The organism is Sphingosinicella sp. SM1-17 (assembly GCF_056821765.1).
This window is the reverse complement of sequence record NZ_JBPDIO010000001.1, coordinates 3,311,007-3,337,668: the sequence shown is the minus strand read 5'-3', so window position 1 is coordinate 3,337,668 and position 26,662 is coordinate 3,311,007. Positions and strand designations below refer to the sequence as shown.

The following is a 26,662-nucleotide window of genomic DNA, read 5'->3' as shown; positions in this document are numbered from 1 at the left end:
GTCGCTTTGCCGCCGCGGCGCCCCCAACAGTCGCAATCCGCGTCGGTGCGCTCCCTTTTCACCGATCCTTTCAGTCGCCGACTTTGGCGAGCAGGATGACTCCAATCGCGAAAGTGGCCACGGCGGCGATCGTGTCGAAGCCCATGCGCAGGACTGTCCGGTCCCGCCGCTCGAGCAGGCCCACCAGGAAGATGCCTGTAAGGAGCACCGCCAGCCCCGCCCCGACCAGTTCGAAGCGTCCCGTCATGGCCAATAGCGGGTCGCCCAAGTAGACGAGGTCGGCGAGGAAAATCAGCATGATATTGAAGATGTTCGTGCCGAACACGTCCCCGATGGCCATCTGATAGCGTCGGAGCCGAACGGCCGCCGTGATCGAGCTGATCTCAGGAAGGGAAGTGGCCGCGCCGATAAGGAGGAATCCGACAATTCCGGCGGAAAGGCCCGTGGCGGCCACGATCCGATCCGCGCACAGCGCAAGGGTGGCGCCGCCAATCAGGATGAATCCGGCGCACAGCCCGGTCAGCAGCACGAGCCGCCGGAGCGGCCGCGGGTCTCCATCTTCGTCGTGTGCATGGTCCTGTTCGACGCCGACCACTTCCCACACATGGCGATTTTCGTAGCGGGATGAGATCCAGATCGCGGCGACTGCGGCCACGGCAATGCCGGTCGCGCCGGCGCCGGCTCCGAACAGGGCAATGTCCCCCGCCGCGGCAACGACACTGACGGCACTCGCAAGCAACATCGATAGCACGCCCTGCATGAGCACCGTTGCCCGGGCTGCGGTGCCGGTCAGCGCCTCTCGGCCGTAGACGATATCGGCCAGCGCCAGCAGGAGGATGTTGATGGATGCGGTTCCAAGAAGATTGTTGACCGCGAGCGGTCCGTTCCCAACGGCCGCCGAAGTGCTGACTGCCGCCACCTCGGGCAAGGAGGTGATCCCGCCCAGCAGAAGCATGCCTGCGAAGGCCTGACCGATGCCGGTCTTTCGGGCGAGCGCGTCGACGAGTCCTGCAAGCCGGGATCCCGCCGACCAGACGAGCACGGCCGCAGCTGCGAATACTCCGATCAGCAGCGACAGCGGTAGGGATGCAAGGGCGGCGGACATGACGTTCAGCGGGCAAGCTCGGCAAACCTGCTTTCAACCTCGGCCAGGCGCGCGCGAACCTCATCGCGTGCGGGACCGCTTAGCTCGATCTCGGTCTGTTCGCCGAGGCGGCGCGCTTCCTGGTGAAGAGCAGTCCGACGCTCCTGTGAGGTCGCACCGAGGGCGACATTCGCTAAGCATTCCAGGAAGACCGTCGCTGCAATCGGGTTTGTCGCCGCCGCCAGTCGCAGGGCACCAAAACTACGTCGAAGATAATGGCCGAAGTCGTCAGGGACAGGGAGAACGTGACGGCGATCATAGTTCCCCTGCTCCGGCCCTTCCCAGAGATCGCGATCCGCGAGCTTGGCGAGCGCGGCGGCGAGCCAGTGGAAGCTGGTAATGGCGGTGAACGGATCATTCACGCCGGGGGACAGAGCCCGAAGTCCGATCTCCACCAATTCGTCGATGAGGAATTCGAGATCCTGAGTCGGAGTTCGGGAGTTTCCGAGGGAGAAGCAATCGAGGATCTCCCGGCACAGCTCCTCGTCGACATCGCCTTTCGCAACTCGCACGACTGCTAGATGTGGATAGATGAAGTCGCCGGTTCGAACCGCCAACGAAACGCTGACTCTCCTTTGTTCGGCCAGCGACTCCAGCCGTTTGAAGTCGATGATCTCGACATAGCCGACGCGGTTGGCCGAGATTTCCTGACCCGAAAGCGGAGCGACTGGCTCCTCTGCGCCACCCTTGGCCGGGAAGCGCTTCTCGATGTCCGCGATCAGGCGTCGGCCGATCCCGCCAAGGACGGTGTTGATCCGAATACTCGCGGGAATGTGATGAAGAAAATAGACGAGAACGGCCACCGCCACCATAACCGAGACCGCAGAGACAAGCATCGACAGCTGCGGGACGAAGGCGCCATCAGCGTCGGACAATGGAGCTCCGGGGCCTCTTTCGCCCTCGGCATTGCGAACCATCCCGAGGACGAGCAGGTTGTAGACAAAGGTCGAAACGAAGACGCCGAGCGAGACCTGATTGCCGCGATCGTTCATGAAGTTGTTCAGCAGTCTCGGTCCGTAATTGCCTGAGGCATAAGCGACGGCCGCGATCGTTATGGCGAAAACGGTAGAAGCGATGGCGATCATCGCACTGGCAATCACCGTCAGCTGAGCGCGTGCGCCTTCCGGACGGGGACCGTCAAACCAGGAAAAATCGGTCAACCATTCGGACCCCCAGCTTCGGTCGACCCCGATCGTGATCAACGCCAGTGCAACGGCGGCCGAGGTCAGAACGCTGGGAATGAACCAGTAGCTGGCCTTGATCTCCAGCCAATTCGCTCGAACGGTGCCTTTCATGAACCGCTAACCTCAACGAATCAGAAGGAGCGCCGAATAGGTGCCGGTGCCGGCCGCAAAAGCCGAGAACCGACTTTCCCGCTCCTCGGGGAGTTCCTCCTTCAGCACATTCAAAATGATGCCGCCGGCGAGGAAGGCGAAAAGGGCCGAAAGCAAGGCTGGGGAAACCGTCGTCACCGCCCCGAGCAGGCAGCCGGCAATCGGCGCGACCGCCAGTGGCCAGCGGCCGAGGCGGTCATAGGCCTTGCCATGTTGCTCCCGAAGCCCCTGATCGTTGACGAGGAAATGCAGAGCCATGGCGACGGCATAGGCGATCAATCCACCCACCCCAGTTTCCTCCCGGTGGATGAGCAAGTAGCCAATGAGGAGGTTGTACGCGGCGAAGGCACCCAGATGGGTCCAGAAGACGTTCATCGGCACCGCGTTCTGAACCGCAGCGCCGTTCGACCTCTTCCCCGAACTGCGGGCGAGCCGATGCAGCCCATAGAATGAAGCTAGACCTGCTAGCGCGATCAGATAGGAATGCGCCTCCAGCTGCGAGAGAAAGCCCCGTTCCGCCGCAACGCGAAGCAGTGTCTCCTGATGGTGGGCGAGCTCGGGTAACAGGTGGACGAACACATAGGCGACTGACACTCCCCCAGCGAGCGATAGCCAGACGCTTCGGGGGGTGACGGCAAGGAATCGAAGCCGCGGCCCGAAGATATGAACCGCTGCAAAGAGCAGGGCCGCGGCAAAGGCGAGCCATGTTCCGGCCTCTCTCATCTGGCCAACAGGCCTGCGGCCGCCGTTTCACCGAGTGCAGCCATTCCGATCCCCTTCGATGGGTTGCCGAAGACGCCATTCCCTCGATGGCCAGCCAGCGCACTTCGGCGGTTGCTGCGCTTCCACATGCCGATCTCCATGGCTCCAATGGTCGGGGACTGCCCCAGTTCCGACTCGGCTAGTCCTGGAAGAGCATCGGTCGCCGGAGGATTCGCAGGACGCGGGTCCCGCGGAACTTCGGAGCTTGAGCCGACTTGTTTCAACCGATCGCATCTTGGGTGACGATCAACCATCGCCGGCGATCGAGTCGGCAATGGGGAGTGGCCTCGGCGGCAAGGAGGAGAGCTAGATGGAAGGGTTCGCTCAGAGCTGCCTTACATCGGCGGTCGGAACGGCCGATCGCGAGAAGCCTGCCGCTGCCTGGCGCCCGGATAGCCGCCTTCCGCCGACCATCGATCGGACCTTCGCCCTCTGCGCAAGCGCGCTTGTTGCAAGTACGGTCGCCTGCAATTCGTCCGTCGGCAGTGATCCGGCAGAGCCGAAGAACGGAACGGCTGCTTTCGGCGCAGGATCGCCGTCCGCAGAGAAAGCCCCACGCGAGTCGGATCGCACCGCCCCGGCTCGAGCGGGCGAAGCGCCATTCATGGAATGGGGATATAGTTCAACTTCTGCGGGACCCAAACTCACCCACGGCCAGCCCAACAGCGACAACGTCACGATCATGATCCGTTGTCCTGACGGTGAAGACAATGCGGTCGTTACTCTCGTCCGTCCGGAAATGGTTGCGCGAGTGCGGCCTCGGCAGCTGGTCTTCTCTACTCCGCGAGTCCGACAGGTCGTCCCAATACGCCTTTCCAGGTCGCAGCTTGGCGGCCTGGCCGCTGAAGCGGTCCTGTCCCTTCAGGCCGAGCCAATTCATAGCTTGCGCCGCGGCCTACCTTTGATGGTGCGCTGGGGTCCGGAATCGATCCGCCTGCCGACCGAGGGATCGGGCGCGCGCGCGGTCGACAGCTTCCTTCGCGCCTGCGGCAACGATCGCGAGGAAGCGGGTTCGATCGCCCCCGATGGGAATTCGGACGCATGAGCGACCCTGGGCTTTCAGAAAGACATGGGACCCCCGGACGGGGTAGGACGGTGAAATGGCTGCTTGCCATCGTCGCTGTTGTTGCTCTCCTGTGGCTGCTTCGTGCCAGCGTCATGGTAACATTGCCGTTTGCTCTGTCCCTCTTTATCGCCCTCTCGATCTGGCCGGTGTGCCGCTGGGTACAGGAACGGGTTCCTCCGTGGCTGGACTGGTTAGGCTATGTCGCCGCCCTGTTGGTCGTGATTGCTCTTCTTGCCTTGTTCGTCACGGGTATCGGGCTGGCCGGTCAACAGGTCGCAAGCGGCGCCGGGCAAGTGGTTCCGAAGCTGCAACAGCTCGCCGCGTCCGTTGGAATAGATCGACTGACCGGTGGCGAGCAATCGACGAACGGCGTCCTTAGCACCTTCCGGTCCCAAGCCCTCGGCTTCCTGGGAAGTCTCTGGAACACGCTGGCGGGACTGGTCCTGATCCTCTTTCTGGTCCTCCTGATGTTGACCGAGGGGCGGCAGTGGCATGCCAAGCTGATGGCGGTCTCCGGCGGCGTGGAAGGCCGCCAATGGGCGGAATCCGCCAGGGCCGTCGGACAGCGTTTTCGCCGCTACTTCGTCACTCGACTTGCTCTCGGATCGATCACCGGGATCCTGTATGCGGGATGGCTGGCGCTGTTCGGGATGCCGCTGCTGCTCGTCTGGGGAATGCTCGCGTTTCTTCTCAATTTCATCCCAACTGTGGGCTCGCTCATCGCCGGAGTTTTGCCATTTCTCTTCGCACTTGCGACGATGGACCTCGGCACGGCGCTCGGGATTGGTGCGGGGCTGCTGGTGATCGAACAGGTGATGGGCAATTTCGTGGACCCGAAGCTGATGGGACGGCAACTATCGATATCACCCCTCGTCGTGCTGCTTTCTCTCCTGGTGTGGGGCTGGACCTGGGGCATTGCCGGTGCCGTGGTTGCCGTTCCGATGACGGTTCTGATTACGATACTCTTCGCCCACGTCCCGTCACTCCAGCCGATCGCTCTGTTCCTGAGCGGGGACAGCGACTTGGAGGCTCTTCAAGCTCATGTCCGTGCAGATTGAGCCATGAGCCAAGTAGACCGGAACAGGTCGAAACTGCTCCCGCTTGGCGCCGCCAGTCCGGCGCGTCAGCATGCCAAGTCGGATGGCATCAGCCACCGGACTGCCTCGACCTCCGCTTGGCGGCAATGAGCCTCGTTTCAGTGCCTGTCGCCACCGGCGGGATTGGTTTCCTGGCTCTGAGATGCAATCGGCTGCTCGACTATAACCAGGATGACCACTTCCGACGTCGGCGGCTTCGTGGAAGCTTGGAAAACTCCCCCTGGCTCGGAACGATGGATCGAACGACCCGTTAGCAGAGCAGGCGTCCAGACGCTTCCCCCAAATACCGACAGGAGCGATGCTATGAAACTCAAGCCTTTGCGCGATCAGACATTCGTCATCACCGGAGGCTCGTCGGGAATAGGCTTGGCAACGGCCAAAATGGCGGCGGCACGGGGTGCGAACGTTGTCATCGTCGCCCGAGATGAAGACGGCATGCGCGAGATTTGCGAGCAAATCCGCGGCGAGGGCGGCAAGGCCGACTATGTCGTCGCGGATGTTGGCGAGCGGGACCAAGTTCGCCGAGCGGTAGACACGGTCATCGCACGTCATGGCGGGTTTGACACTTGGGTCAACAACGCCGGCGTCGGGGCCTATGCCAAGCTCGATGAGCTCTCCGACGAGGACCATGAGCGGATGTTCAAGACCAATTATTGGGGCGTGGTCTATGGTTCCACCGAGGCGCTCAGGCACTTGCGCGAGCATGGCGGCGCGCTGATCAACACCGGCTCCATCTCCTCCGAGATGCCGGCTCCGATCCTGTCCGCATACACCGCTTCCAAGTTTGCGGTGAAGGGCTTCACCGACTCGCTCAGGCTTGAACTGATGCACGACGATGCGCCAGTTTCCGTGACCCTGATCCAGCCGAGCGGTATTCACACACCGTTCGGTGTCCATGCCAGGAACTATATGGATGCGGCTTCCAAAGTTCCGCCTCCCGTTTATGCTCCGGAGGTCGTCGCTCAGGCAATATGCCACGCGGCCGAACATTCCACGCGCGATGTCATTGTTGGCGGTGCCGGCCGACTCATGACAGGTGCCTCGCGACTATTTCCTCGTCTGACGGACAGGCTCTATTCGCGCTTGTTCTTCGTAACGGCAAAAGACGCGAATCGGCGACCGCGCGAACATCTTGGAGGGTTCGACCGGCCGGGCAGTTCGGGTGAACTCTACGGCGATCAAGAAGACTATATCGTCAAAGGTAGTCTCTACACCACGTTCAAGACGAGGCCGCTGAAAACGCTCGCAACGGCCGCCGCGGTTGGTGCGGCCGGTGCGGCCGTTACCGGGTTTCTGCTGAGGCCGCAGGCGCAGGGCTCGCAGAAGGCCGCGCAGACGGAGAAGGAGAGGGCGTAAGCCGGCACCTGTTCGCGTGACCCATTCCAAGCCCCTCGTGCTGATCACCGGAGCGGCCGGCAATCTCGGCCGCTCCCTCGCTTCCGCTTTGTCGGAGGGTTACGAGGTGGTCGGGTTAGACCTGAAGGGCGAGGCGGATTTTCCGCTGTTCGAGGCGGATCTCACCTCGGAGCAATCGCTTCGAGAAGCGCTCGCTCAGGTTCGGGAGCGGTTCGGAGCGCGGATCGCAAGCGTGCTGCACCTTGCCGCCTATTTCGATTTCACCGGCGAGGATCATCCACTCTATGAGAAGCTGAACGTCGAGGGGACTCGGCTGCTGCTCCGGTGTCTTCGTGACTTCTCCGTCGGCCAATTCGTTTATGCGAGCACAATGCTCGTCCATGCGCCGTGTCGCCCGGGCGAGCGGATCGACGAGCAGTGGCCAATCGGACCGCGTTGGATATACCCGCGGTCCAAGGCTCGCGCCGAGGCGGTCGTGCAGGAAGAGGCCCGCGATACTCCAGTTGTGATCCTGCGGCTGGCCGGCGTCTATGATGAGCAGTCGGCGGTACCCACTCTTACTCAACAGATCGCCCGGATATTCGAGCGAGACCTGCAGAGTTATGTCTATTCCGGATCGCCCGATGTCGGTCAGTCATTGGTCCATCGCCAAGACATGATCGATGCCTTCCGTCGAACCGTCGACCGGCGCGATCGCCTCCCGGGACAAACCGCGCTTCTCATCGGCGAGCCCGGCGCAATAGGCTATGATGCGCTGCAGGACCGGATCGGCCGTCTGGTTCATGGCGACGAGGACTGGCCGACGATCCGAGTGCCGAAACCGTTGGCGGCCGTCGGGTCGGCAGCTCTGGGTAAGTTGGAGCCCGTGATCCCGGATTCGATCGACAAGGGGGAAGAACCCTTTGTCAAACCGTTCATGGTGCGGATGGCGGATGATCATTACGCCCTGGACATTACCCGTGCAGGTGAGCTGCTCGGCTGGCATCCGGTCCACCGGCTTGAAACGACTCTGCCCGCGCTCGTTCAAGACCTGAAGCGAGATCCTCTGGACTGGTACCAGCGCAACCGAATCACACCGCCGGAATGGGTCGAGGAAGCGGCTCGGCTCGGCTTCCATCCTGGCGAGTTGCGTCAGCGTCACGAAGGTCAGCTTCGCCACGAACATCGCAGCTGGCGCTGGGCGCACATGGTGAACATCGCGCTTGGCAGTTGGCTGTTGATCCAGCCACCGATCGTCGGCGTCGATAGCCGCTGGCTCGCCGGTCTGGAGGTCGTGCTCGGGGCGGGGCTCATGCTGTTCGCGGCCCTCTCTCTCTCCTGGCGCTTGCGGTGGGCGCGCTGGGTCTGCGCCGGGATCGGCATCGCGACAATGGCGCTGCCATTCATCTTCTGGTCCGACAGCGCGGCTGACTATCTCTCCTCGACCCTGGTAGGCATGCTCGTCTTCGGCCTCGCCTTCGCTAGCAAACCCGACCCGGGGGTATCCGCGATTGCTGCCATGTCAGGTCCCGAACGACCTCCGGGCTGGAGCTACAACCCGTCGACCTGGACTCAACGTTTGCCGATTATCGCTCTTGCGCTGGTCGGTCTCTACGTCTCGCGCTACCTTGCCGCCTACCAGCTCGGCTACATCCCGGACGTTTGGGATCCGTTCTTCGCCGGAAAACTATCCGATCCGCAAAACGGTACGGAGGAGATTGTCACCTCTCATGTGTCAGAGGCGTTTCCCGTCTCCGACGCAGCGCTCGGGGGATATGTCTACGCACTCGAGATCGTCACCGGCATAATCGGCTCCACCCGGCGTTGGCGAACCATGCCTTGGCTGGTGATCCTGTTCGGTATCCTGATTGCGCCGCTCGGAGTCGTCTCGATCCTGTTCATCATCATTCAGCCGATCGTCATTGGCACCTGGAGCCTGATCGCGCTGATTGGAGCGGCTGCCATTCTCGTGCAGATACCATATTCTCTCGACGAGCTGCTCGCATCGCTCCAGTTCGTTCGTCGCCGGGCGAGAGCCGGTCGAAATTGGCTCCGAGTCCTGTTCCTCGGCGACACGGACGACCGCGCGAACGACGGGGATGGGGCCAGCGAGTTCGATTCTGCGCCAGGTGCGGTGCTGCGCGAGATGATTTCCGGGGGCGTTAACCTGCCGTGGAACCTCGGCTTGTGCGTTCTCGTCGGACTCTGGCTGCTTTTCACTCGGGTGACTCTGGGGGCGGAAGGCGTGATCGCCGATTTCGACCATCTGATCGGCTCGCTTGTGCTCACGGTCGTTTCTGTCGCGGCCGCCGAGGTAGCGCGTCCGGTTCGCTATCTCCTGATCCCTCTCGGCGGAGCGCTCGTCGCAATGCCGTTCATCCTTGGCGCTAGTTCGGTTTCAACGGCTGCAAGCCTGGTCTGCGGCATTCTTCTGATCATCCTCTGCCTGCGTCGCGGGCCGATCCATGGCCGCTACGGCGGGTGGAGCAGGTTGATCTCCTGAAGCGCTTGCGACGACTGCCGCGCAGCACTCCGCCAGGCAAGGTCCGGCGGAACCATCACCGTCCTCTATCATTGATTTCAAAAGAGAATGTGCGGCAACGCAGCGCCGCATTCACCGGATGGCAGCCGCGTCAATTCTCCCTGACCGATGTCCCGCGCGGACAGGACAGTCCTGGACCGTCTCGGCTGTCCGGAGCCCAGGAGATCTCAAGTGTCCAAACAGGTGAGCAAGTCGAGCCTCAACATTTCTAGTCTATCGGGGGACGGAATTCCCAGTCATCGAGTATGGGATCGGCCATCTTGCTGGCAAAGGGCTTCGGCCGTGGGGATCGCGGCGGCCCTCGCTCTACTTCCGGCGCCGTCTGCGGCTCAGGGTGTAGAAAGCCCTTCTGAGCGGCTCGGAGCGATACCCGCCGAAGCTCTGGCCGAGCCGCGCGATCAGCAGGTCCTGGTCGCCCAGGTGCTGCTTGACCGTGCCCGCCATTCGCCGGGAGTGATCGACGCGGTTATGGGAGCGAACACGCGACGTGCCGTAGCTGCGTTCGAGCGCGCTCAGGGGCTAACGGTCGACGGGGAACTCGACAACGACCTGCTCCGGCGACTTGCCGAGGCGCATCCCGATGAAATCGTTCGGGAATATGTCATCAAGCAGGAGGATGTGGCGGGCCCGTTTCGATCGGTGCCGCAGGGAATGGCAAGGCAGGCACAGCTCGATCGCCTTGGCTTCGAGGGAGCGGTAGAGGCTCTGGCTGAGAAGTTCCACATGTCGGCCGGCCTTCTTCGAGCTCTCAATCCCGACGTTGACCTGACCAGAGCAGGCGAGAGGATCCTGGTGGTGGATGCCGGTGGGGACGAGCTTGCGACACCTGTGACTCGGATCGAAGTGGACAAGGGTTCGGCTGTGCTTCGTGCCTACTCCGAGGATGGCGAGTTGGTGGCGACCTATCCTGCGACGATCGGAAGCAGCACTTTTCCTTCTCCGAGCGGGACCATGGAAGTGAGGGCCGTCGCCACATATCCCGCTTATTACTTCGACCCGTCCGGCAGGGACTGGGGACCGGACAGGCGAGTGACGATCGCGCCGGGACCCAACAACCCAGTGGGCACGATCTGGATCGATCTCAGCCGCGAAGGCTATGGCATCCATGGGACTCCGGAACCTCGGCTGATCGGGAAGACGTCGAGCCATGGCTGCGTCCGGCTTACCAACTGGGATGCGCGCGAGCTGGCGACGGCGGTGCGCGAGGGAACGCGGGTTCGATTCCTCGAAAGCTGAGTGATCAGGCTTGAAGGGTCCGGACCTAGAATAGACGCCCTCCGATCGGAACCTCCTTGTCCGGCACGACGAGGACTACTGCCCCATTCTCGTCGGGAAAGCCGAGAGTGAGCACCTCCGACATGAAGGGTCCGATCTGCCGAGGCGGGAAATTGACCACGGCCGTCACCATCCGGCCGACCAGAGTTTCCGGTGCATAATGCTCCGTGATCTGGGCCGACGATCGTTTGACGCCGATGACCGGGCCGAAGTCGATGCTGAGCTTCAGCGCGGGCTTCCGCGCCTCCGGGAAGGGCTCGGCGGCGATGATCCGACCGACGCGGATATCGACCGCCAGAAACTGCTCGAAGGCGATCGGCTCGCTGGCCGGAGCGCTGGGGTCGTGGCGAAGATGCATGGCGTGTCCCCGAATTTCGACGGGCGCTCGCTACCCGATAGGGTTTCTTCGCCGCAAGTCTTTGCACCGGTCGCGGATCGCTGCCAACGAGACAAGCGGATGGCCAAGGGGAAGGCTCGGCAGTAGAAATCGAAGGACATGGAGCCGCTTCGGCGACCACGAGTTGTCGGGGCGTCCTGACTTGGCTGAGGGGGTGGCAGTGTCGGAAGTGCAGGGATCCCGGGATGAGGAGCTGAACGAACCGACGGTTCCACCGCGCTCCGGGCGCTGGAAGCTCATCGGGCCGGGTATCGTTGCCGCGGCGACCGGCGTGGGCGCCGGCGATCTCGTTGCCACCCTGATTGCCGGTTCGCGGTTCGGCTACGCATTGATGTGGGCGGCCGTCCTCGGCTGCATCGTCAAGATCGCCCTTTCCGAGGGCGCTGCGCGCTACCATCTCGCCACCGAGTCGACCATCTTCGAAGGCTGGCGATCGCTCGGCGCCTGGACGAGCTGGTATTTCGGGATCTACATCCTCATCTGGGGATTCATCTATGGCGCGACGGCAATGAGCGCGACCGCTCTGCCACTTGCCGCCTTGTTCCCGATTCTGCCGCTGCCCGCCTGGGCCGTGATCGCCGGTGTCGCCAGCTTCCTGTTCGTCGCGCTCAATCGCTACGAGACATTCGAGCGCGTCATGAAGTTCCTTGTCGCTCTGATGTTCGTGGTGATCACCGGGCTCGCCATCCTTGTTGCGCCGGGACTTGGGGACGTCCTGGGCGGCCTGGTGCCGTCGCTTCCGGAGGGCTCGGTCTTCTACACGCTTGGCCTGATCGGCGGCGTTGGCGGCACGATCACCACGGCCGCCTACGGCTATTGGGTGAACACCAAGGGATGGCGGGGTCCGGCCTGGATCCCGATGATGCGGCTCGACAATTATACCGCCTACACCGTCACCGGAATCTTCGTGGTCGCGATGCTGATTGTCGGCGCGGAGCTGCTTCACAGCGCCCAGATCGCGCTCGCCGCCAACGATCGGGGATTGCTCAACCTCAGCGACGTGCTCGAGGAGCGCTTCGGCCGCCCGGTGGCGATCGCCTTTCTCGTCGGCTTCGCTGCGACCGCTTTGTCGTCGCTGTTCGGCGTCTGGCACGGCGTAAGCCTGCTCTTTTCCGACTTCGTCGAACATGTTCGCGGCCGCAAGGAGAGGAGCGAGCATCCCGAGCGAAAATGGCCGTTCCGAGCCTATCTGCTCTGGCTCACCTTTCCGCCCATGCTGCTGCTCTTCTTCGAACAGCCCTTCCTGCTCGTCATCATCTACGGCGTGGTTGGAGCCTTCTTCATGCCCTTTCTCGCCGCCACGCTGCTGCTTCTGCTGAACTCCAACCGAGTCGCGACCGAGCACCGCAACGGCTGGTTGTCCAACCTCGTGCTCTCGGCCTCGGCGTTGCTGTTCCTGGTGCTGTGCGTGCAGCAGATCTGGTCATTCCTCGCCTCCTAGCAGAATCGCCGAACGATAGCCTGGTCTGGGAGCTCCTGGTGCCGGTCGAGATGGCTGACGCTAATCCGCTCTCGCCTGTCGCGGGCCCTCATTTCAAGACTTGAGCGGCTGGTCGAGCGGGTCGGCGAGCTCCCATTTCCCTCCTTCGCGCCGAGTCATCGGCCTTCCGCAGCCTTGGCACAGGCCGGCGAGACCGAACGGGCGCTTGGCGATCGAAGTAAGTGACGGTCGGTGGAAGCCAAAGAAGCAAGTCGCTGACATACAATCAGGAATCTAGTTCAGTTTGGGCGGGAACGACACTGTCCGGATCGCTTCGGGAGCGGAATCTTCGGCGGGTGTTGCCGGGCTGCTACGCCGCTCTTTCAGGATTGACGCACATCCGCTGGCCCGAAAGAAAGATCGCCAAAATGAAAAGGCGGCGGGGCGAAGCCCCGAACCGTACTCGTCACCGGGAGGGGTTTATGACGGAAATCGAGCGGGCGCAGCTGCCCTCGGACCAGCTTCCGGAGAGGCAGAGCGAGAAGCTGGTCATTACCGCTTCCTCGCTCGGGACGGTCTTCGAGTGGTACGATTTCTACCTCTACGGATTGCTCGCTTCCGTCATCTCCGCGCAGTTTTTCTCGGGCGTCAACGAGACCACCGGCTTCATCTTCGCGCTCGCGGCTTTCGCCGCGGGTTTTGCCGTTCGTCCGTTCGGCGCGGTCCTCTTCGGCAGGATCGGCGACCTGGTCGGGCGCAAGAACACCTTCCTCGTCACGATGGGGCTGATGGGCCTGTCGACCTTCTGCGTTGGACTCCTGCCGAGCTATGCCTCGATCGGAGTGGCGGCGCCGATCCTCCTTCTTCTCCTGCGCCTGGTCCAGGGGCTGGCCCTTGGGGGCGAATATGGCGGCGCCGCGACCTACGTGGCCGAGCACGCGCCTAACGGCAGACGCGGACTCTATACCAGCTTCATTCAGACCACGGCGACGCTCGGTTTGTTCGCCGCTCTGCTGGTGGTCATCGGGATCCGAACCGCGCTGGGCGAGGAAGCCTTCGCGGATTGGGGCTGGCGGCTGCCTTTCCTGATCTCGCTGGGCCTGCTTGCCGTTTCGCTGTGGATCAGGCTTCAGCTCGCCGAAAGCCCCGTATTCCGCCGAATGAAGGCGGAGGGCACCACCTCGAAGGCGCCACTCACCGAAGCGTTCGGCCGCTGGGGAAATGCGAAGCTGGTCCTGATCGCCCTGTTCGGCGCCGTCGCCGGCCAGGCCGTGGTCTGGTACACGGGACAGTTCTACGCATTGTTCTTCCTTGAGCGGATGATGAAGGTGGATGGCGCCACGGCGAACATCCTCATCGCCATAGCGTTGGCGATCGGCACTCCCTTCTTCATCCTCTTCGGCTGGCTTTCGGATCGGATTGGACGAAAACCGATCATTCTCACCGGCTGTCTGCTCGCGGCCCTGACCTATTTTCCCCTGTTCCATGCCTTGTCGAAAGCGGCCAACCCCGCCTTGTACGCCGCACAGGCGACCGCTCCGGTCGCGGTCATCGCCGATCCGCAAGACTGCTCCGTCCAGTTCGATCCGATCGGCCGGAACCGGTTCGACGCCCGGAGCTGTGACATTGCCAAATCCTACCTCGCGCGAGCCGGCGTTTCCTATCAGAATGTGGCGGCGCCCCGAGGCGCGGCGGCGCGGATGCGCATTGGCGAGAGGGAGGTAGAGGTCCCCGATCCCCGCATCCTTTCAGGGCCGGAACGCGCGGCGGCGATCGCGTCTTTTCAGCAGGAGGCGCAATCGGCGCTGACGGCGGTCGGCTATCCGGACAGCGCCGATCCCGGGGCGATCGACCGGCCGATGGTCGTGCTTATTCTTACTATCCTCGTCCTCTACGTAACGATGGTCTACGGTCCGATCGCGGCCATGCTGGTCGAGCTGTTTCCGGCTCGGATCCGCTACACGTCCATGTCGCTCCCTTATCACGTCGGCAACGGATGGTTCGGTGGTTTCCTTCCAACCACAGCCTTTGCCATGGTCGCGGCCAGCGGCGACATCTATTTCGGTCTCTGGTATCCGGTCGCCGTTGCCCTGCTGACGGTTGTCATCGGGCTGCTCTTCCTGCCCGAGACTCGCAGCCGCGACATCGCTGAATAGTCCGCCCGCCACCGATGAGCATGTTCGGCCGCTCCATTGCGGACCTCCGGAAAAACTGAAAGTGTCGTCGAATGAACCTCCGCCACATCGAGATCTTTCACGCCGTTTACGTCAACGGATCGGTAAGTGCCGCCGCGAGAGCGCTCAACGTCTCCCAGCCGTCCGTGTCCAAGATGCTTCGCCATGCGGAGAGCCTGCTTGGCTTCCAACTCTTCCAGCGGACCAATGGCGGCCTCGTACCGACCGAGGATGCTCATACCTTGTTTGAGGAGGTGCGGGAGATTCAGGATCGTGTTCATGCGTTGCGCGAGGCCGGTCGAAATCTCCGTCGAGGTGCCGGGGGAACCCTGCGGATCTCCGCTTTGCCCTCGCTCGCACTTGATGCCATTCCGACGGCGGTGTCTCGTTTCCTGCGGACCCACGACAATGTGAAGTTCGATCTGCAGACGGTCCATCACGACGATTTGCTGCGCAAGCTGCATGAGCGCGAGACGGATATCGCCATCGCCTATCAGGTGCCCCCGGCGGCGCCGATCGCTCAGCGCTGGCTCGGCGAAGGTGAACTGGTGGTCCTCTATCGGGAGCAGGACATGCCCGATGCGCCTTCGGGGATCGAGCTTCAGCGCCTGCAAGGGCAGCGCTTCATCAGCCTCGCTGCGAGCGGCCCGACGGGCCGGATCTTCACGGACGAACTGGACCGGCTTGGACTCGAGTTGGACGAAGTGGTTTCGGCTCGAACCTTCTACATTGCCGGCGCACTGGTCCGGCAAGGGGTCGGAATGACGGTGATCGACAGCTTCACTGCCCAGGCCTGTCTCGCTCCGGGGCTGGCGATGCGGCCACTGAAACCGCGTATCACCTTCGATATCCACGCCATGTTCCTTATCAACCGTCCGCTCGGAGCGCTCGCAACCGAGTTTCTGAAGACCATGAAGCAAGTGCTGGATACTCCATAGCGAACGGCTATGGCGGCCCGCTTCATGAATATGCGCCGGTCGCCAGGCCAATGGCTAGGCTGATCGAAGATGATCCCGTCGCCTTTCCTCCTTTATCTTGGTCACAGCGCCGATGTGCTGGGCATCAAGACTTCGCGTGGCGTGGCCGAGTTCCGCCGCTCCGACTGCATCGGCGAATTCCGCCACGACGATTGCCCGTTAACTCTGGGCCTGCCGCGGTTGGGAATGCGCGAGGCCGCGGCCGCCGGCGCTCGGACGCTGATCCTGGGGATTGCCGGAGCGGGGGGAAGGCTCGGCACCGAGCTTGTCGATGATGCGGCTGCGGCTCTCGAAGCCGGGATGAGCGTCGCTTCCGGGCTCCACCAGCGACTCCGGGACGAGCCGCGACTGGCCGCGCTCGCTCGGGAGCGCGGCCTCAGTCTTTTCGACGTGCGCGATCCGCCGGCCAATCTCTCGGTAGGGAAGGGCTATGAAAGGCGCGGCCATCGTCTTCTCACGGTCGGTACCGACTGCTCCGTCGGAAAGATGTATGCGTCGATCGTCCTCGTGGAGGGGCTTCGAAGGCGCGGAGTTGCAGCCGATTTCAGGGCGACCGGGCAGACCGGCATTCTGATCGCCGGCGACGGCGTTGCCGTGGATGCCGTGGTCGCCGATTTCATTTCCGGCGCAATCGAACAGCTCACCCCGGCCCGTGAGGACGATGGCTGGGACATTATCGAAGGGCAGGGATCGCTCTTCCATCCCTCCTTTGCCGGCGTATCGCTGGGGCTGCTTCACGGGGCTCAGCCCGAAGCGCTCGTCCTTTGCCACGAGCCTGGAAGACCGCACATGCGCGGAATTGCCGGGCGGCCGCTCCCTGGACTGGCCGAGTGTCTTGAAGCCAATCTCGAAGCGGCGAGGCTGACCAGCCCGCAGGTTCGAGCCGTCGGCATCTGCTTCAACACCTCGAACCTCGATCCGGGCGTCGCTCGCCGGGTTTGTGCGGACACCGAGGATCGGCTGGGCCTTCCCTGTACCGACCCGGTGGCCTTTGGCGTGGATGCCATTCTCGACCGGTTGCTATGTTCCGAACCCTCAGCGCGCAGCACGATCGCTTCCCTCTAAGCCGGCCGTTCCGGATCTCCCGGGGCGTGAAAACGGCGGCGGACGTGGTGACGGTCACGGTCACCCAGGATGGTGTAAGTGGCCGTGGCGAGGCCGTCCCTTATCCTCGTTACGGTGAAACGGTCGCGAGCGCCCTTGCCGCAATCGAGCAGGTTCGGCCGCTGGTCGAGCGGGGTTGGGGACGTGAAGAACTATTGGAAGTGCTGCCGGCGGGCGCAGCGCGAAATGCGCTCGATTGCGCCTTGTGGGATCTGGAGGCCCGTCGTTCCGGCCGGGACGTGGCCAACCTTATCGACGGGCAGGCCCTTCGCTCCGTCGCAAGCGCACTGACGATCGTGATCGACTCGCCCGAGGGGATGGCCTCGGCTGCCGCCGCTCTTGCCGACGCCCCCGTGCTGAAAGTGAAGGTCGATGCCATCGCGCCGGCGGAGCAGATCCGCGCCGTGAGAGCCGCTGCGCCGAAACCCGATTTGATCGTCGATCCCAACGAAAGCTGGAACCCGGACGTCCTGAAGGCTGTTCAGCCGGTCCTCGTCGAGGCCAGGGCGTCGCTGCTGGAGCAGCCCCTTCCGGCCGGGGCGGACGAGTGGCTCGAGGGGTTCACGCCAGCCGTTCCGATCTGCGCTGACGAGGCCGTGCATGTCGCGGCTGACCTGGAGGTGGTGGCGCGCCGCTATCAGGCGGTCAACGTGAAGCTCGACAAGGCCGGCGGGCTGACGGCCGCTCTGGAGCTCGCGGCGGCTGCACGCGCTCGCGGATTGGGACTCATGACGGGTTGCATGGTGAGCTCTTCCTTGTCGATCGCTCCGGCTCTCCACCTCGCCATCATGTCGGATTTCGTCGATCTTGACGGTCCCGTCTGGCTCCTGGAGGATCGACCCGGCGGTATCGCGATGGAAGGCGGCCTGATCCATCCGCCGGCCGCCGGTTTCTGGGGAACGATATGAACGTAAGACTGGTGGCGCTGCTGTTCGCGGTGGCGGCCTTGGGAGGTGCATCACCCCCGGAGCAGGTCGACCTCATCATCCGTGGCGGAACCGTTTACACCGGGTCGGACGCGCCTTTCGTCGGCGATGTAGCGGTCTCCGGAGACCGGATCCGGGCAGTGGGCCGTAGACTTCCGTTCTCGGCGCGCCGGGTGCTCGACGCGCGCGGCCTGATTGTCGCTCCGGGCTTCATCGATCCGCATTCGCATATCGGCGCCCAGCTTGCCGACGAGGATCCCCGGATCCGGCTCATTCCTGCCTTTCTGATGCAGGGCGTGACCACGGCTTTCATCGGCAATGACGGCGGCGGCGATCCCGATGTCGCCTCGGTGCTGGGAAGCGCCCGAACCAGGCCGGTCGGGATCAACTACGCCGCCTTCGTCGGCTTCGGAGAGGTTCGGCGGCAGGTCGTCGGCGAGGCCGACCGGCCGCCGACACAGGACGAGCTCGAGCGGATGAGACGGGTTGTGGCGAGCGCCATGTGCAGCGGCGCTCTCGGGCTTTCCAGCGGACTCTTCTACGCGCCTCAGAGTTTCGCTTCCACCGGGGAGGTGGTGGCTCTCGCCCGCGAGGCCGGGATCCGCGGCGGAGTCTATGACACCCACATTCGCGATGAATCGAGCTATTCGATCGGACTGGCTGCGGCCGTGGACGAGGCGATCGCCATCGGAACGGCAGGAGGCCTTCCCCTCAATATATCTCACATCAAGGCACTCGGAGTCGACGTCCACGGACAGGCCCCAGCGATCATCGCCAGGATAGAGGAGGCGCGCCGGTCTGGGCACCGGATCACGGCCGACCAATATCCCTGGTCCGCTTCGGGAACGAGCCTGGCCGCCGCTTTGGTGCCGCGCTGGGCACAGGACGGCGGCCGTTCGGCCCTTCTCCAGCGGTTCGACGACTCCTCCCTGACCGAGCGTCTGCGCGCGGACATGGCCGAAAACCTCCGTCGCCGGGGAGGGAGTGCCTCGCTCCTGATCACTCAAGGACGGTATCGCGGCCGGACTCTGGCTCAGGTCGCCGAAGCTCAGGGGATGGACGCGATCAGCTCGGCGATCGCCGTCATCCGGATCCAAGACCCCTCCGTAGCCTCGTTCAATCAGACGGAGGAGGACATCGCTGCCTTCATGAGCCGCCCTTGGGTGATGACGGGATCCGACGCATCTACCGGCCACCCTCGGGCCTATGGCAGCTTCGCTCGCAAATATGCCGAATATGTGGTTCGCCGCCGTGTGCTGACCCTGCGCGAATTCATCGAGCGCAGTACGGCTTTGCCCGCCGACACTTTCGGCCTGAGCGACCGCGGCCGGCTGCGGCCGGGTACGTTCGCCGACATCGTCCTGTTCGACCCGAATGCCTATGCGGCGCGCGCCACCTATGAGGAGCCGACGCTGCTCGCAACCGGCGTCAGGGCCGTTTTCGTCAACGGCGTTCCCGCCGTCGACGACGGGAACCTGACCGGCGCCGCGGCGGGACGAGGGCTGGCGCACCGGCCACCGTCCGGAACCTGTCAATGAGTCTGTTGCGGGGCTGGTTCGCGATCCCGCTCTGGAAACGGGTGCTTGGAGCGCTGGCGCTCGGCCTCGTCTTTGCCATGCTTTGGCCCGAGGCCACGCCCGCGGTGCAGTTCCTCGGCGATCTGTTCGTCCGTGCGATCCGGATGCTGGTCGTGCCGATCGTGCTGGTGACGATCGCCGCCGGCATCACCGCGCTGGGCGACCCGAAGCGGATCGGCTCGCTCGGCGGGCGAACCATTGGCCTTTTCGCGGTCACGACGGCGATCGCCGTATCGGTGGGAATGGCCGTGGCGAGCCTGATCCGGCCAGGGGAGGGGGCGCCGCTCGGAACAGCCGCCCCCCAGGCTCTCGGCGAGCCTCCCACGCCTTACGAGCAGCTCGTCGGGATCATCCCGGTGAATATCTTCGAGGCCCTCGCCAAAGGCGACATGCTGGCGATCATCTTCGTTGCAATCCTCCTGGGGATCGGAACTCTTGCCGCGGGCGAGGCAGGGCGGCCGCTCGCCGGGCTGCTTCAGTCGGCGACGGCGGTGCTTCTCAGGATCGTCGGCATCGTCATGGAGGCGACTCCCTTTGGGGTTTTCGCTCTGATCGCCAACGCCGTGGCGGCAAACGGGGCCGCTGTTTTCGCCAATGTCGGCTGGCTGGCGCTCGCCGTCGTGATCGGCTCCGCCATCCAGATCCTGCTGGTCCACAGCCTGTTGCTTCGGCTCGTCGCGCGGGTGCCGGTCGTGCGCTTCTTCCGAGCAATCATCGATGCCCTGGCCGTGGCCTTTTCCACCGCCTCCAGTTCGGCAACCCTGCCGGTGGCGATGCGGGTGGCGGAAAGAAATATCGGGATCGGGCGGTCAGTCTATTCGACCGTTCTCCCGCTCGGCGCCAGCATCGGCAAGGACGGAACGGCGATGTATGTCGGGCTGCTCAGCATGTTCAGCCTCCAGGCGCTCGGCGTTCCCTTGTCGCCTACCGTCTACGGCCTTGTCCTGCTCACGGGCGCGCTGGCCGCCTTCGGAACCGCGCCGGTTCCATCAGCGTCGCTGTTCATGCTCGCCGCCGTGCTTTCAGCTGTGGGCGTGCCGCCCGAGCAGACCGCATTGATCGTCGGCTTCGTTCTCCCTTTCGATCGCCTGCTCGACATGACCCGAACCGTTCCGAGCGCAAGCGCGAACCTGACGGTGACGACAACGGTTGCACGCTGGGAAGGCGAGCTCGATCCGGAAGCACTTCGTTCCGGTCCGAACGCCTGACGACCTCAGCGGTAGAAGCGGATATTTCCGATCTCGAGCGAAGCCTGCCCGCCAGGTTCGCCTTCAAGCCGGAACACAAGAGCGCGAAGCTGGGCGAGGTTCAGCCTCGCCTCGGCATTCGGGCTCTGCAGCTCCGCAAACGGGATTCGGACTTCCCGAAGGGATTCGTCCGCGGCGAAATGGGTCCGGAACGCCTGCCGGGGATCGATTCCGTAGCTTTCGAGCAGAAGGGCGTAGCGCCCGGCGCCTCGGGTCGTGAAAGCGATGCCGGTGAAGCCACTTGCATCGGCAAGGTGAACGGCACCGGGCGTGAGCGGGAGAACCAGGTTGGCATAGGGTTGCGGAGCTGCGCCCATTCGGGCGAACAGGAACAGGCGTTCCGGCGCGTCGCTTCGTCGAAGATGATGCAGATGACTATGGTCGGCGCCGGGTTCATGAGTTCCGACCGGTAGCGTTCCAAGATCGGTCCGGCCGTTCGGTCCACTGCCGGTATCGATCGGCCCGGCCATCCTGTGGACCGGCAGCGGCGATAGCTCCTCCGACTCGACGAGTCGCCGAAGCTGCGGAAGCGGGATCTCGCGGCCTGAGACGAACAGATGACGGACATCGTACAGATGCTCGATCCGCTCGTCGGGGCGACCGCCAATCAGGACCAAGTCGGCCCTCTGTCCGGGCGCAATCCGCCCTTGATCCTCGCTCTGCCGAAGAATTCCCGCGCTCACGCTCGTCGCGGCCGCCAGGGCTTCGGCGGGCGTGAAGCCCAGCTCCGTCATCAGGCGTATCTCGCGGATGGCCGACGATCCCTGATAGACTCCGCCTATGCCCGCGTCGGTGCCGATGCCGATTCGAATGCCGCCGGCCTTCAGCCTTCGCAGGTTCTCCTGCAGGACCGCCCACCGCCGCGTTTCGAGGTCCGGGATCGACTCGGGCGCGCCGGCCATCCGCGCCTCCTCGCGCGCCCGTTCGGGCGCCCGCAACTTCCGCCACTCGGCTGGCGCGAAGGTGCGGTTCTGCTGCGGTTGGTAGACCACCATCGTCGGCACATAAGCGGTCCCGTTGGTGCGCATCAGCCGGATCAGTTCCTCGTCAACGAGCGAGTCGCCGATGCCGTGCCCGAGCGCGTCCACGCCGGCCCTCGCGGCGAGCTTGGCGCCTTCCAGGGTCACGGTGTGGGTGATCACCGGAATTCCGGCAGCGTGGGCGCTGTCGACGATCGCCCGGAGAGTGGGCTCGTTCATGCTGTTGAGGTCCGGCGTGCGGCCGTATCGCCACCCGTCGGCAAACACCTTGATGACATCCGGCCGATAGGAAAGCGCACGGGCCATCGCGATCTGCGCGGCCCGCGGAGTCGCTGCCTCCAGAGTGAAGGAGTCGCCCCAGCCATATTCGGTCCCGTGACCGCCGGGAACACCGAGGCGAATGGCGAGTCTGAGGTTCGGCGCTGCAAGCGCGCCCGTTCGGGTCATGTCGCGGATGGGCGCCAGCATTTCGCCCGTCACGGAGAAGTCGTTCGCCGTGGTGACTCCGTGGAGGAGGTGGCCGGCATAGGCCTTGCCGAGATCTTCCGGCCCTCCAAAGCCGGGCGCGCGCAGATGGGTGTGCAGGTCGTGCAGACCCGGGATCAGAGTCATCCCTCGCCCGCTCACCACTCGCGCCCCGCGAGGCACCGCAAGTCGCGGCGCGACCGCGGCGATGCGCTCGCCCCGGATCAGGACGTCACCGACCGATGCCGGCGATCCGGTGCCGTCGAAGATCCGGGCGCCGCGGATCAGAACGCCGCCGTCGGGCGATGCCCCGAGACAGAGCAGCGCCAGAATGAGGGTCGCACATTTCGTCCAGTTCATCCTCGGCCGCTCCACTCTTGTCGCCAGATCTTCAAGCCGGTGCCCTCATCGAGCAGTGCGGCGTTCCGGCAGGCGCCGCTTCTTGGCGGCGGCGTTTGCCCGACCGGTGCTCCGGAAACCGCCGATTGCGCCACGAGCAGCAACAAGGCCGGGTTCTGGGATGGTCGCCGAGGCGGACCCGCGAGCTTGCGCCATGCCATGGCTCCTCGTTGAAGCCCTGACAGGGTCGGCGCAACCCGGATGGGGAGACGAATGCGCCGGCGTTATAGCGGCGGCAACGCTCTGAATGACCCTGCCTGGCTTGCTCCCGGCGCGAAGTGCCCTAGGGTCGAGCGATGCAAATTCTCGGACAGGGCCTGCGGATCACGATCCTGACGCTAGCGATGGCCGCCACTGCGCCAGTTCTGGCTTTCGAGGACTCGCTTCAGCAGAAAGTTGAATCGGAACTTGCCGCAGCCAGGGCAGGAACCCGCTTCGGTCTGGTCGTTGCCACCGAGGACGGACAAGAGATCGTCGCGATCAACCCGGAGGGGCGATTCATCCCCGCCTCGAACACCAAGCTGCTCACGACAGCCGCGGCCTACGATTCCCTGTCGGATTTGGACCGGCCTGATACCGCGGGCGGGGCGGCGGTCCGGCTGGACCGGAACCGCCCCGGGGCTCCGGACGTGGTGCTTCGTGGTCATGGCGATGCCCGATTGTCGAGCGCTGCCGATTGCTTGTCCAACTGCCTGGCTAGCTTGGCCGATGCAGTGGCTGCAAGGACGCGAGTGGTCGGCAACGTCATTGGTGACGACACCTTGTTTCCGGACCAGCGCTGGAGCCCGGGGATGAGCTGGAACAACATTTCCAGCCGGTACGGCACGGCGATTTCGGCGCTCACCCTCGACGATAACGAGCTGACGATAGTGGTTTCGCCGGGCGCGGTGGGACGACAGCCCACCCTGGAACTGCTGCCCTATTACAGCGTCGACAATCGCGCGGTGACGGTCGCGGCTGGGTCGACCGAGCTGCGCTTCGACCGGATTCCGGGCAGCCATGTCGTCATCTTGACCGGGACGATCATGGCGGGAGCCGAACCGCAGCGGCTTCGCCTCGGCGTCGACGATCCAGCCCATTTCGCCGCCTGGCGCTTGAAGACCCTCCTGGAGGAGCGAGGGGTCAGGGTTGCCGGACGGGTGGAGGCCCGACACCGTCCGTTCATGCCAAGTGACGACCCGGAACGACGCAACGGCGCCCCGGCGCCACGTCCGCCGGAACCGGAGGTCCTTGCGCGGGTTGTCCCCGGTCCGCTTGCCGAGGATCTGACCGTGATCAACAAGGTAAGCCAGAATCTCCATTCCGAACTGATGCTTCGCCGGATCGGTCTGGTTCGCGGATCCGGTTCGATCGAGGACGGAGTCGCCGCGATCGCCAGCATGCTCGAACGCGCCGGTGTACCGCGAACCGGCTGGGATCAGTCGGATGGCTCGGGAATGTCCACCTACAACCGGCAGTCACCTCGGGCGATGGCCACCTTCCTGCGCTGGGCGGCCGCCCAGCCCTGGGGAGAAGAATGGCGGTCGACCTTTCCCGTCGCAGGGCGGGACGGGACGCTCGGGAACCGGTTCCGCGGCACCCCGCTGGAAGGGCGGCTTTTCGCCAAGACGGGCTCTCTCAATGCGACCAATGCCTTGTCCGGTTACATGGTCGCTCGCAGCGGTCGCACCCTGATCTTCTCCTTCTACGCCAACGATGTTCCGGAAGCCGCCAGCGCCACGGCGATCATGGATTCGACTCTCGTTCGAATTGCGGAAGCGTTTTAAGCCGAATCCCAGGACCGGATGACGGCGTCGCCAGTTGACCGGCGCAACTCCATTATCCCGGAGTCCTGGTGCCGGGTCGGGTGAACGCGGTTCGAAAGAAGAGTCCAGGCAAGGCCTCGATCGAAGTCGACCCAAAGCCCGGTCCCGGTAAATCCGGTGTGGCCTATCGTTTCGTTGGAGCAGGAATCACCGCCTGGCCAGCCGACGAAGCGCCGCTCCCAACCGCAGGTGCGATGTTCGTGCACCGGAGTCCTGATGGCCTGGAGCAGAAAGGGCGAAGCGCCGCTGCCGTCCAGCAGCCCGGCCGCGAAATCGAGCACACCTGCCACCGTTCCGAACAATCCCGCATGACCGGGCGCGCCGCCAAGTGCCCAGGCATTTTCGTCATGGACCTCGCCCTTCAGGACGCGCCCGCGCCAGCTGCAGGCTTCGGTGGCGACAGCCGGGCCCGGCGGAGGACCGAAGCTCAAGCCTGGGCCGAGCGGCCAATCCGCGAGGCTCGCTCCGGTGACTCGCTCAATCGCGATTCCGAGCAGGATGAAATTGATGTCGGAATAGACCGGCGGGCCATGGCGCCACGAGCGCTGCAGAACGAAGGCGCGAAGGCGCGCCGGATCGTCGCCATAGGTGTAGATCGGCTCCACTGCCGGAAGGAAGGATCGATGAGCGAGACAGTCACGGAAGGTCAGCTTCCGTTCGGGCGCAGTGTCGAGCTCATATTGGCGGAGATCCGGAATGGCGTCGGTGAGCGGTCGGTCGAGATCGATCCGCTTTTGTTCGGCCAGGGTGAGGACCATCGTCGTCGTGGCGATCACCTTGGACACCGAAGCCAGGTCGAACCAATGGTCGTCGGTCAGCGGCTCGGGATCGGGCACAAGCGCGGCCATTCCCGCCCGGCGGACGGCACGCCGCCCGTCCGAAGCGACAATCCCTAGCGCAGCGCCGGGTATTCGGCCTTGCTCGATCGCTTGCTGTGCGGGGGCGAAGGCGCGCTCGACGATTTCCTCCATCATTCGGGCAGATCGTCTGGCGCGCGCGGCCGGGCGCGGGCAATGACCGGCAGGAACAGGATGGCGGCGAGGCTCAGCACGCCGGAAAGAATGAAAAAGAGATCGAAGCCATTATAACCGGCGCGGTCGAACGCTTCGACCATCCCACCGCCGGCCCCGGAAAGCAGCCGCGGCAGCAGGAAGGCGAAACCGGAGAGAAAGGCATATTGCGCTCCCGGGAAGCGCGGGTTGACGAGCATCGACAGGTAGACGACGAAGATCGCCCCGGCCATGCCGTTGCCGAACTGGTCGGCGGCAGTCGCGACATAGAGAGCCGTTCCGTCTGTCGGCTGGTGAGCAAGCCAGACGAAGCCGAAATTGCCGATCGCGGCAAAGATCGCACCGATCGCGAGGGTTCGGGCGAGCGGCCAGCGTGCCGCCATCAGGCCGCCGATCCCGACTCCGACGATGCTGGAGATCAGAGCGACGTAACTGTCGGCGAGTCCGATCTCGGTCAGCGAATAGCCCAGCTCGCGGATCATCGGCTTCGAGAGGTTCAGAGCCAGAACGTCGCCCATTCGGTAGATGGAAACGAACGCCATCAGCGCCAGCGCGAGGAAGCCGTAGCGCCAGAAGAAGTCAACATAGGGCCCAAGAGCGACCGAACGGCGGGCCGGCGCCGTCGGGGGCAGGTCCCGGATCCGGGGGAGGGCCGCCGCCATGACCAGGAACGGCACCATGCAGATGGCGAGCACATAGGGAGTCACATTGGACTGCCCGTTGAGGCCGAGACCGGAGGCCCCGCTCAGCAGGAGCCAGCCGATGCCCGCCGTCACAGCCGTTAGCGCGGAAAGGATGATCAGGCTTGCGAGAAGCCCCGTCGCCAGCGCGACGCTACGGCTGCCGCCACGGTTCGGGTCCGGCCGCATCGCCGCAAGCAGCGGGAAAGGCAGGAAGACGGCGGCGGCGATCGCCAGATAGGCACCCGTCCAGCCCCAGCCCGGCATGTCGGCGATGAGGAGAGCGCCGCTGCCTGCCGCGACCATTGCTGTCCGATAGCCCCAAAGATTGGCGGCGGCGATCGGCCCCTGCTCCTCCTGAGTTGGAGCGAGTTCGATGCGCCAAGCGTCGGCGGCGACTTCAAGTGTCGTCGTCCAGAAGGCGAGAAGCACGGCGAACAAGGCGGTGATGCCGAGATTCTGATCCGAGGAGGTGAGACCCATCGTCGCCATCGAAGTGAAGATGCCGAGCTGGGAAAGCATGATCCAGCCCCGTCGCTTGCCCCAGAAACGGCCGAAGCCCGGAACCTCGTACCGGTCGAGCAGCGGCGCCCACAGGAACTTGAAGGTCGGCAGAAGCTGAACCCAGGCGAAAAAGCCGATAATGACGAGGCCCACTTCATGGGCCTGGAGCCTCAGCGAAAGCACCGTCGAGAACATGTAGAAGGGAAGGCCGGCCGAAAAGCCGAGCATGATATACAGTGCCTGCCGGCCGATCCCCCTCGGCACGACGAGCGGGGCCGCCGCGGCACTCTCGGTTACTGCTGTCGTTGCCATCCTGCCCCCTTCGCGATCAGCCAGGATCGCGGGCGCGGCCATGGCTCGTCAACTGTGGCCATAGAGTCACGAAGCCTGCTCATTCACCGCCAGAATGGCGGGAGGTTATGGCCCCGCCAACAGAAACTAT

At 64.2% G+C, this 26,662-nt stretch carries 20 protein-coding genes; 13 read left to right on the top strand and 7 right to left on the bottom strand.

All coding sequences use genetic code 11. The annotated features are described in order from the left end of the window. Nucleotides 1-70: 70 nt before the first annotated feature. Genes ACRYLT_RS16685 through ACRYLT_RS16675 form a run of 3 tightly spaced genes read right to left on the bottom strand, consistent with a single transcriptional unit; the run spans nt 71 to nt 3,201 of the window. Nucleotides 71-1,105: a sodium:calcium antiporter gene (locus ACRYLT_RS16685; protein WP_482665206.1), complete on the bottom strand. Its 1,035-nt coding sequence runs from the start codon at nt 1,103-1,105 to the stop codon at nt 71-73. A gap of 5 nt (nt 1,106-1,110) precedes the next feature. After that, nucleotides 1,111-2,439, bottom strand: a complete 1,329-nt coding sequence (locus ACRYLT_RS16680; RefSeq protein WP_482665205.1) for a DUF2254 domain-containing protein — start codon at nt 2,437-2,439, stop codon at nt 1,111-1,113. A gap of 12 nt (nt 2,440-2,451) precedes the next feature. Then, entirely contained in the window at nt 2,452-3,201 is a 750-nt protein-coding gene (locus tag ACRYLT_RS16675; RefSeq protein WP_482665204.1) for a hypothetical protein, read from the bottom strand. A gap of 643 nt (nt 3,202-3,844) precedes the next feature. Here ACRYLT_RS16675 and ACRYLT_RS16670 point away from each other — a divergent pair. From ACRYLT_RS16670 to ACRYLT_RS16650, 5 genes are all read left to right on the top strand, one after another. After that, a complete protein-coding gene (locus ACRYLT_RS16670) occupies nt 3,845-4,285 on the top strand; it encodes a hypothetical protein (protein WP_482665203.1) in 441 nt (146 codons plus the stop codon). A gap of 50 nt (nt 4,286-4,335) precedes the next feature. Further along, a complete protein-coding gene (locus ACRYLT_RS16665) occupies nt 4,336-5,364 on the top strand; it encodes an AI-2E family transporter (protein ID WP_482665202.1) in 1,029 nt (342 codons plus the stop codon). 210 nt (nt 5,365-5,574) lie between these two features. Further along, on the top strand, nt 5,575-6,759 hold the full coding sequence (locus ACRYLT_RS16660) for an SDR family oxidoreductase (RefSeq protein WP_482665201.1): 1,185 nt from the start codon (nt 5,575-5,577) through the stop codon (nt 6,757-6,759). 16 nt (nt 6,760-6,775) lie between these two features. Next, complete coding sequence (locus ACRYLT_RS16655) at nt 6,776-9,241, top strand: NAD-dependent epimerase/dehydratase family protein (protein WP_482665200.1); 2,466 nt, start codon at nt 6,776-6,778, stop codon at nt 9,239-9,241. Nucleotides 9,242-9,562: 321 nt separating this feature from the next. After that, on the top strand, nt 9,563-10,516 hold the full coding sequence (locus ACRYLT_RS16650) for a L,D-transpeptidase family protein (protein ID WP_482665199.1): 954 nt from the start codon (nt 9,563-9,565) through the stop codon (nt 10,514-10,516). A 25-nt stretch (nt 10,517-10,541) separates the two neighbouring features. On the opposite strand, the gene ACRYLT_RS16645 is transcribed toward ACRYLT_RS16650, so the two are convergent. Beyond that, on the bottom strand, nt 10,542-10,913 hold the full coding sequence (locus tag ACRYLT_RS16645; protein WP_482665198.1) for a tRNA-binding protein: 372 nt from the start codon (nt 10,911-10,913) through the stop codon (nt 10,542-10,544). Nucleotides 10,914-11,112: 199 nt separating this feature from the next. On the opposite strand from ACRYLT_RS16645, the gene ACRYLT_RS16640 reads away from it, so the two are divergent. The 7 genes from ACRYLT_RS16640 (at nt 11,113) to ACRYLT_RS16610 (ending at nt 20,338) form a co-directional block, all read left to right on the top strand. Then, a complete protein-coding gene (locus ACRYLT_RS16640) occupies nt 11,113-12,393 on the top strand; it encodes an Nramp family divalent metal transporter (protein WP_482665197.1) in 1,281 nt (426 codons plus the stop codon). A 461-nt stretch (nt 12,394-12,854) separates the two neighbouring features. Next, nucleotides 12,855-14,528 carry an MFS transporter gene (locus ACRYLT_RS16635; RefSeq protein ID WP_482665196.1) on the top strand — a complete coding sequence of 558 codons (1,674 nt, stop codon included), beginning with the start codon at nt 12,855-12,857 and terminating at the stop codon, nt 14,526-14,528. A 71-nt stretch (nt 14,529-14,599) separates the two neighbouring features. Further along, nucleotides 14,600-15,484 (top strand): LysR family transcriptional regulator, encoded by an 885-nt coding sequence (locus ACRYLT_RS16630; RefSeq protein ID WP_482665195.1) that lies wholly within the window; start codon nt 14,600-14,602, stop codon nt 15,482-15,484. A gap of 69 nt (nt 15,485-15,553) precedes the next feature. Next, entirely contained in the window at nt 15,554-16,588 is a 1,035-nt protein-coding gene (dgcN, locus tag ACRYLT_RS16625) for an N-acetyltransferase DgcN (protein WP_482665194.1), read from the top strand. Then, nucleotides 16,546-17,535: an N-acetyl-D-Glu racemase DgcA gene (gene dgcA, locus ACRYLT_RS16620; RefSeq protein WP_482665193.1), complete on the top strand. Its 990-nt coding sequence runs from the start codon at nt 16,546-16,548 to the stop codon at nt 17,533-17,535. Before dgcN ends, dgcA begins: the two co-directional genes overlap by 43 nt. Beyond that, entirely contained in the window at nt 17,532-19,091 is a 1,560-nt protein-coding gene (locus ACRYLT_RS16615) for an N-acyl-D-amino-acid deacylase family protein (RefSeq protein ID WP_482665192.1), read from the top strand. The genes dgcA and ACRYLT_RS16615 overlap by 4 nt, the downstream gene beginning before the upstream one ends. Further along, entirely contained in the window at nt 19,088-20,338 is a 1,251-nt protein-coding gene (locus ACRYLT_RS16610) for a dicarboxylate/amino acid:cation symporter (protein ID WP_482665191.1), read from the top strand. Before ACRYLT_RS16615 ends, ACRYLT_RS16610 begins: the two co-directional genes overlap by 4 nt. A 5-nt stretch (nt 20,339-20,343) precedes the next feature. Here the strand turns inward: ACRYLT_RS16610 and ACRYLT_RS16605 are convergent, their stop codons facing one another. After that, nucleotides 20,344-22,182: an amidohydrolase family protein gene (locus ACRYLT_RS16605; protein ID WP_482665190.1), complete on the bottom strand. Its 1,839-nt coding sequence runs from the start codon at nt 22,180-22,182 to the stop codon at nt 20,344-20,346. 335 nt (nt 22,183-22,517) lie between these two features. On the opposite strand from ACRYLT_RS16605, the gene dacB reads away from it, so the two are divergent. Further along, entirely contained in the window at nt 22,518-23,987 is a 1,470-nt protein-coding gene (gene dacB / locus ACRYLT_RS16600; protein WP_482665189.1) for a D-alanyl-D-alanine carboxypeptidase/D-alanyl-D-alanine endopeptidase, read from the top strand. Here dacB and ACRYLT_RS16595 read toward each other — a convergent pair. Further along, nucleotides 23,984-25,000 (bottom strand): serine hydrolase domain-containing protein, encoded by a 1,017-nt coding sequence (locus tag ACRYLT_RS16595; protein ID WP_482665188.1) that lies wholly within the window; start codon nt 24,998-25,000, stop codon nt 23,984-23,986. The two genes, dacB and ACRYLT_RS16595, sit on opposite strands and share 4 nt — an antisense overlap. Beyond that, on the bottom strand, nt 24,997-26,532 hold the full coding sequence (locus ACRYLT_RS16590) for an MFS transporter (protein ID WP_482665187.1): 1,536 nt from the start codon (nt 26,530-26,532) through the stop codon (nt 24,997-24,999). Before ACRYLT_RS16590 ends, ACRYLT_RS16595 begins: the two co-directional genes overlap by 4 nt. Between the last annotated feature and the right edge of the window lie 130 nt (nt 26,533-26,662).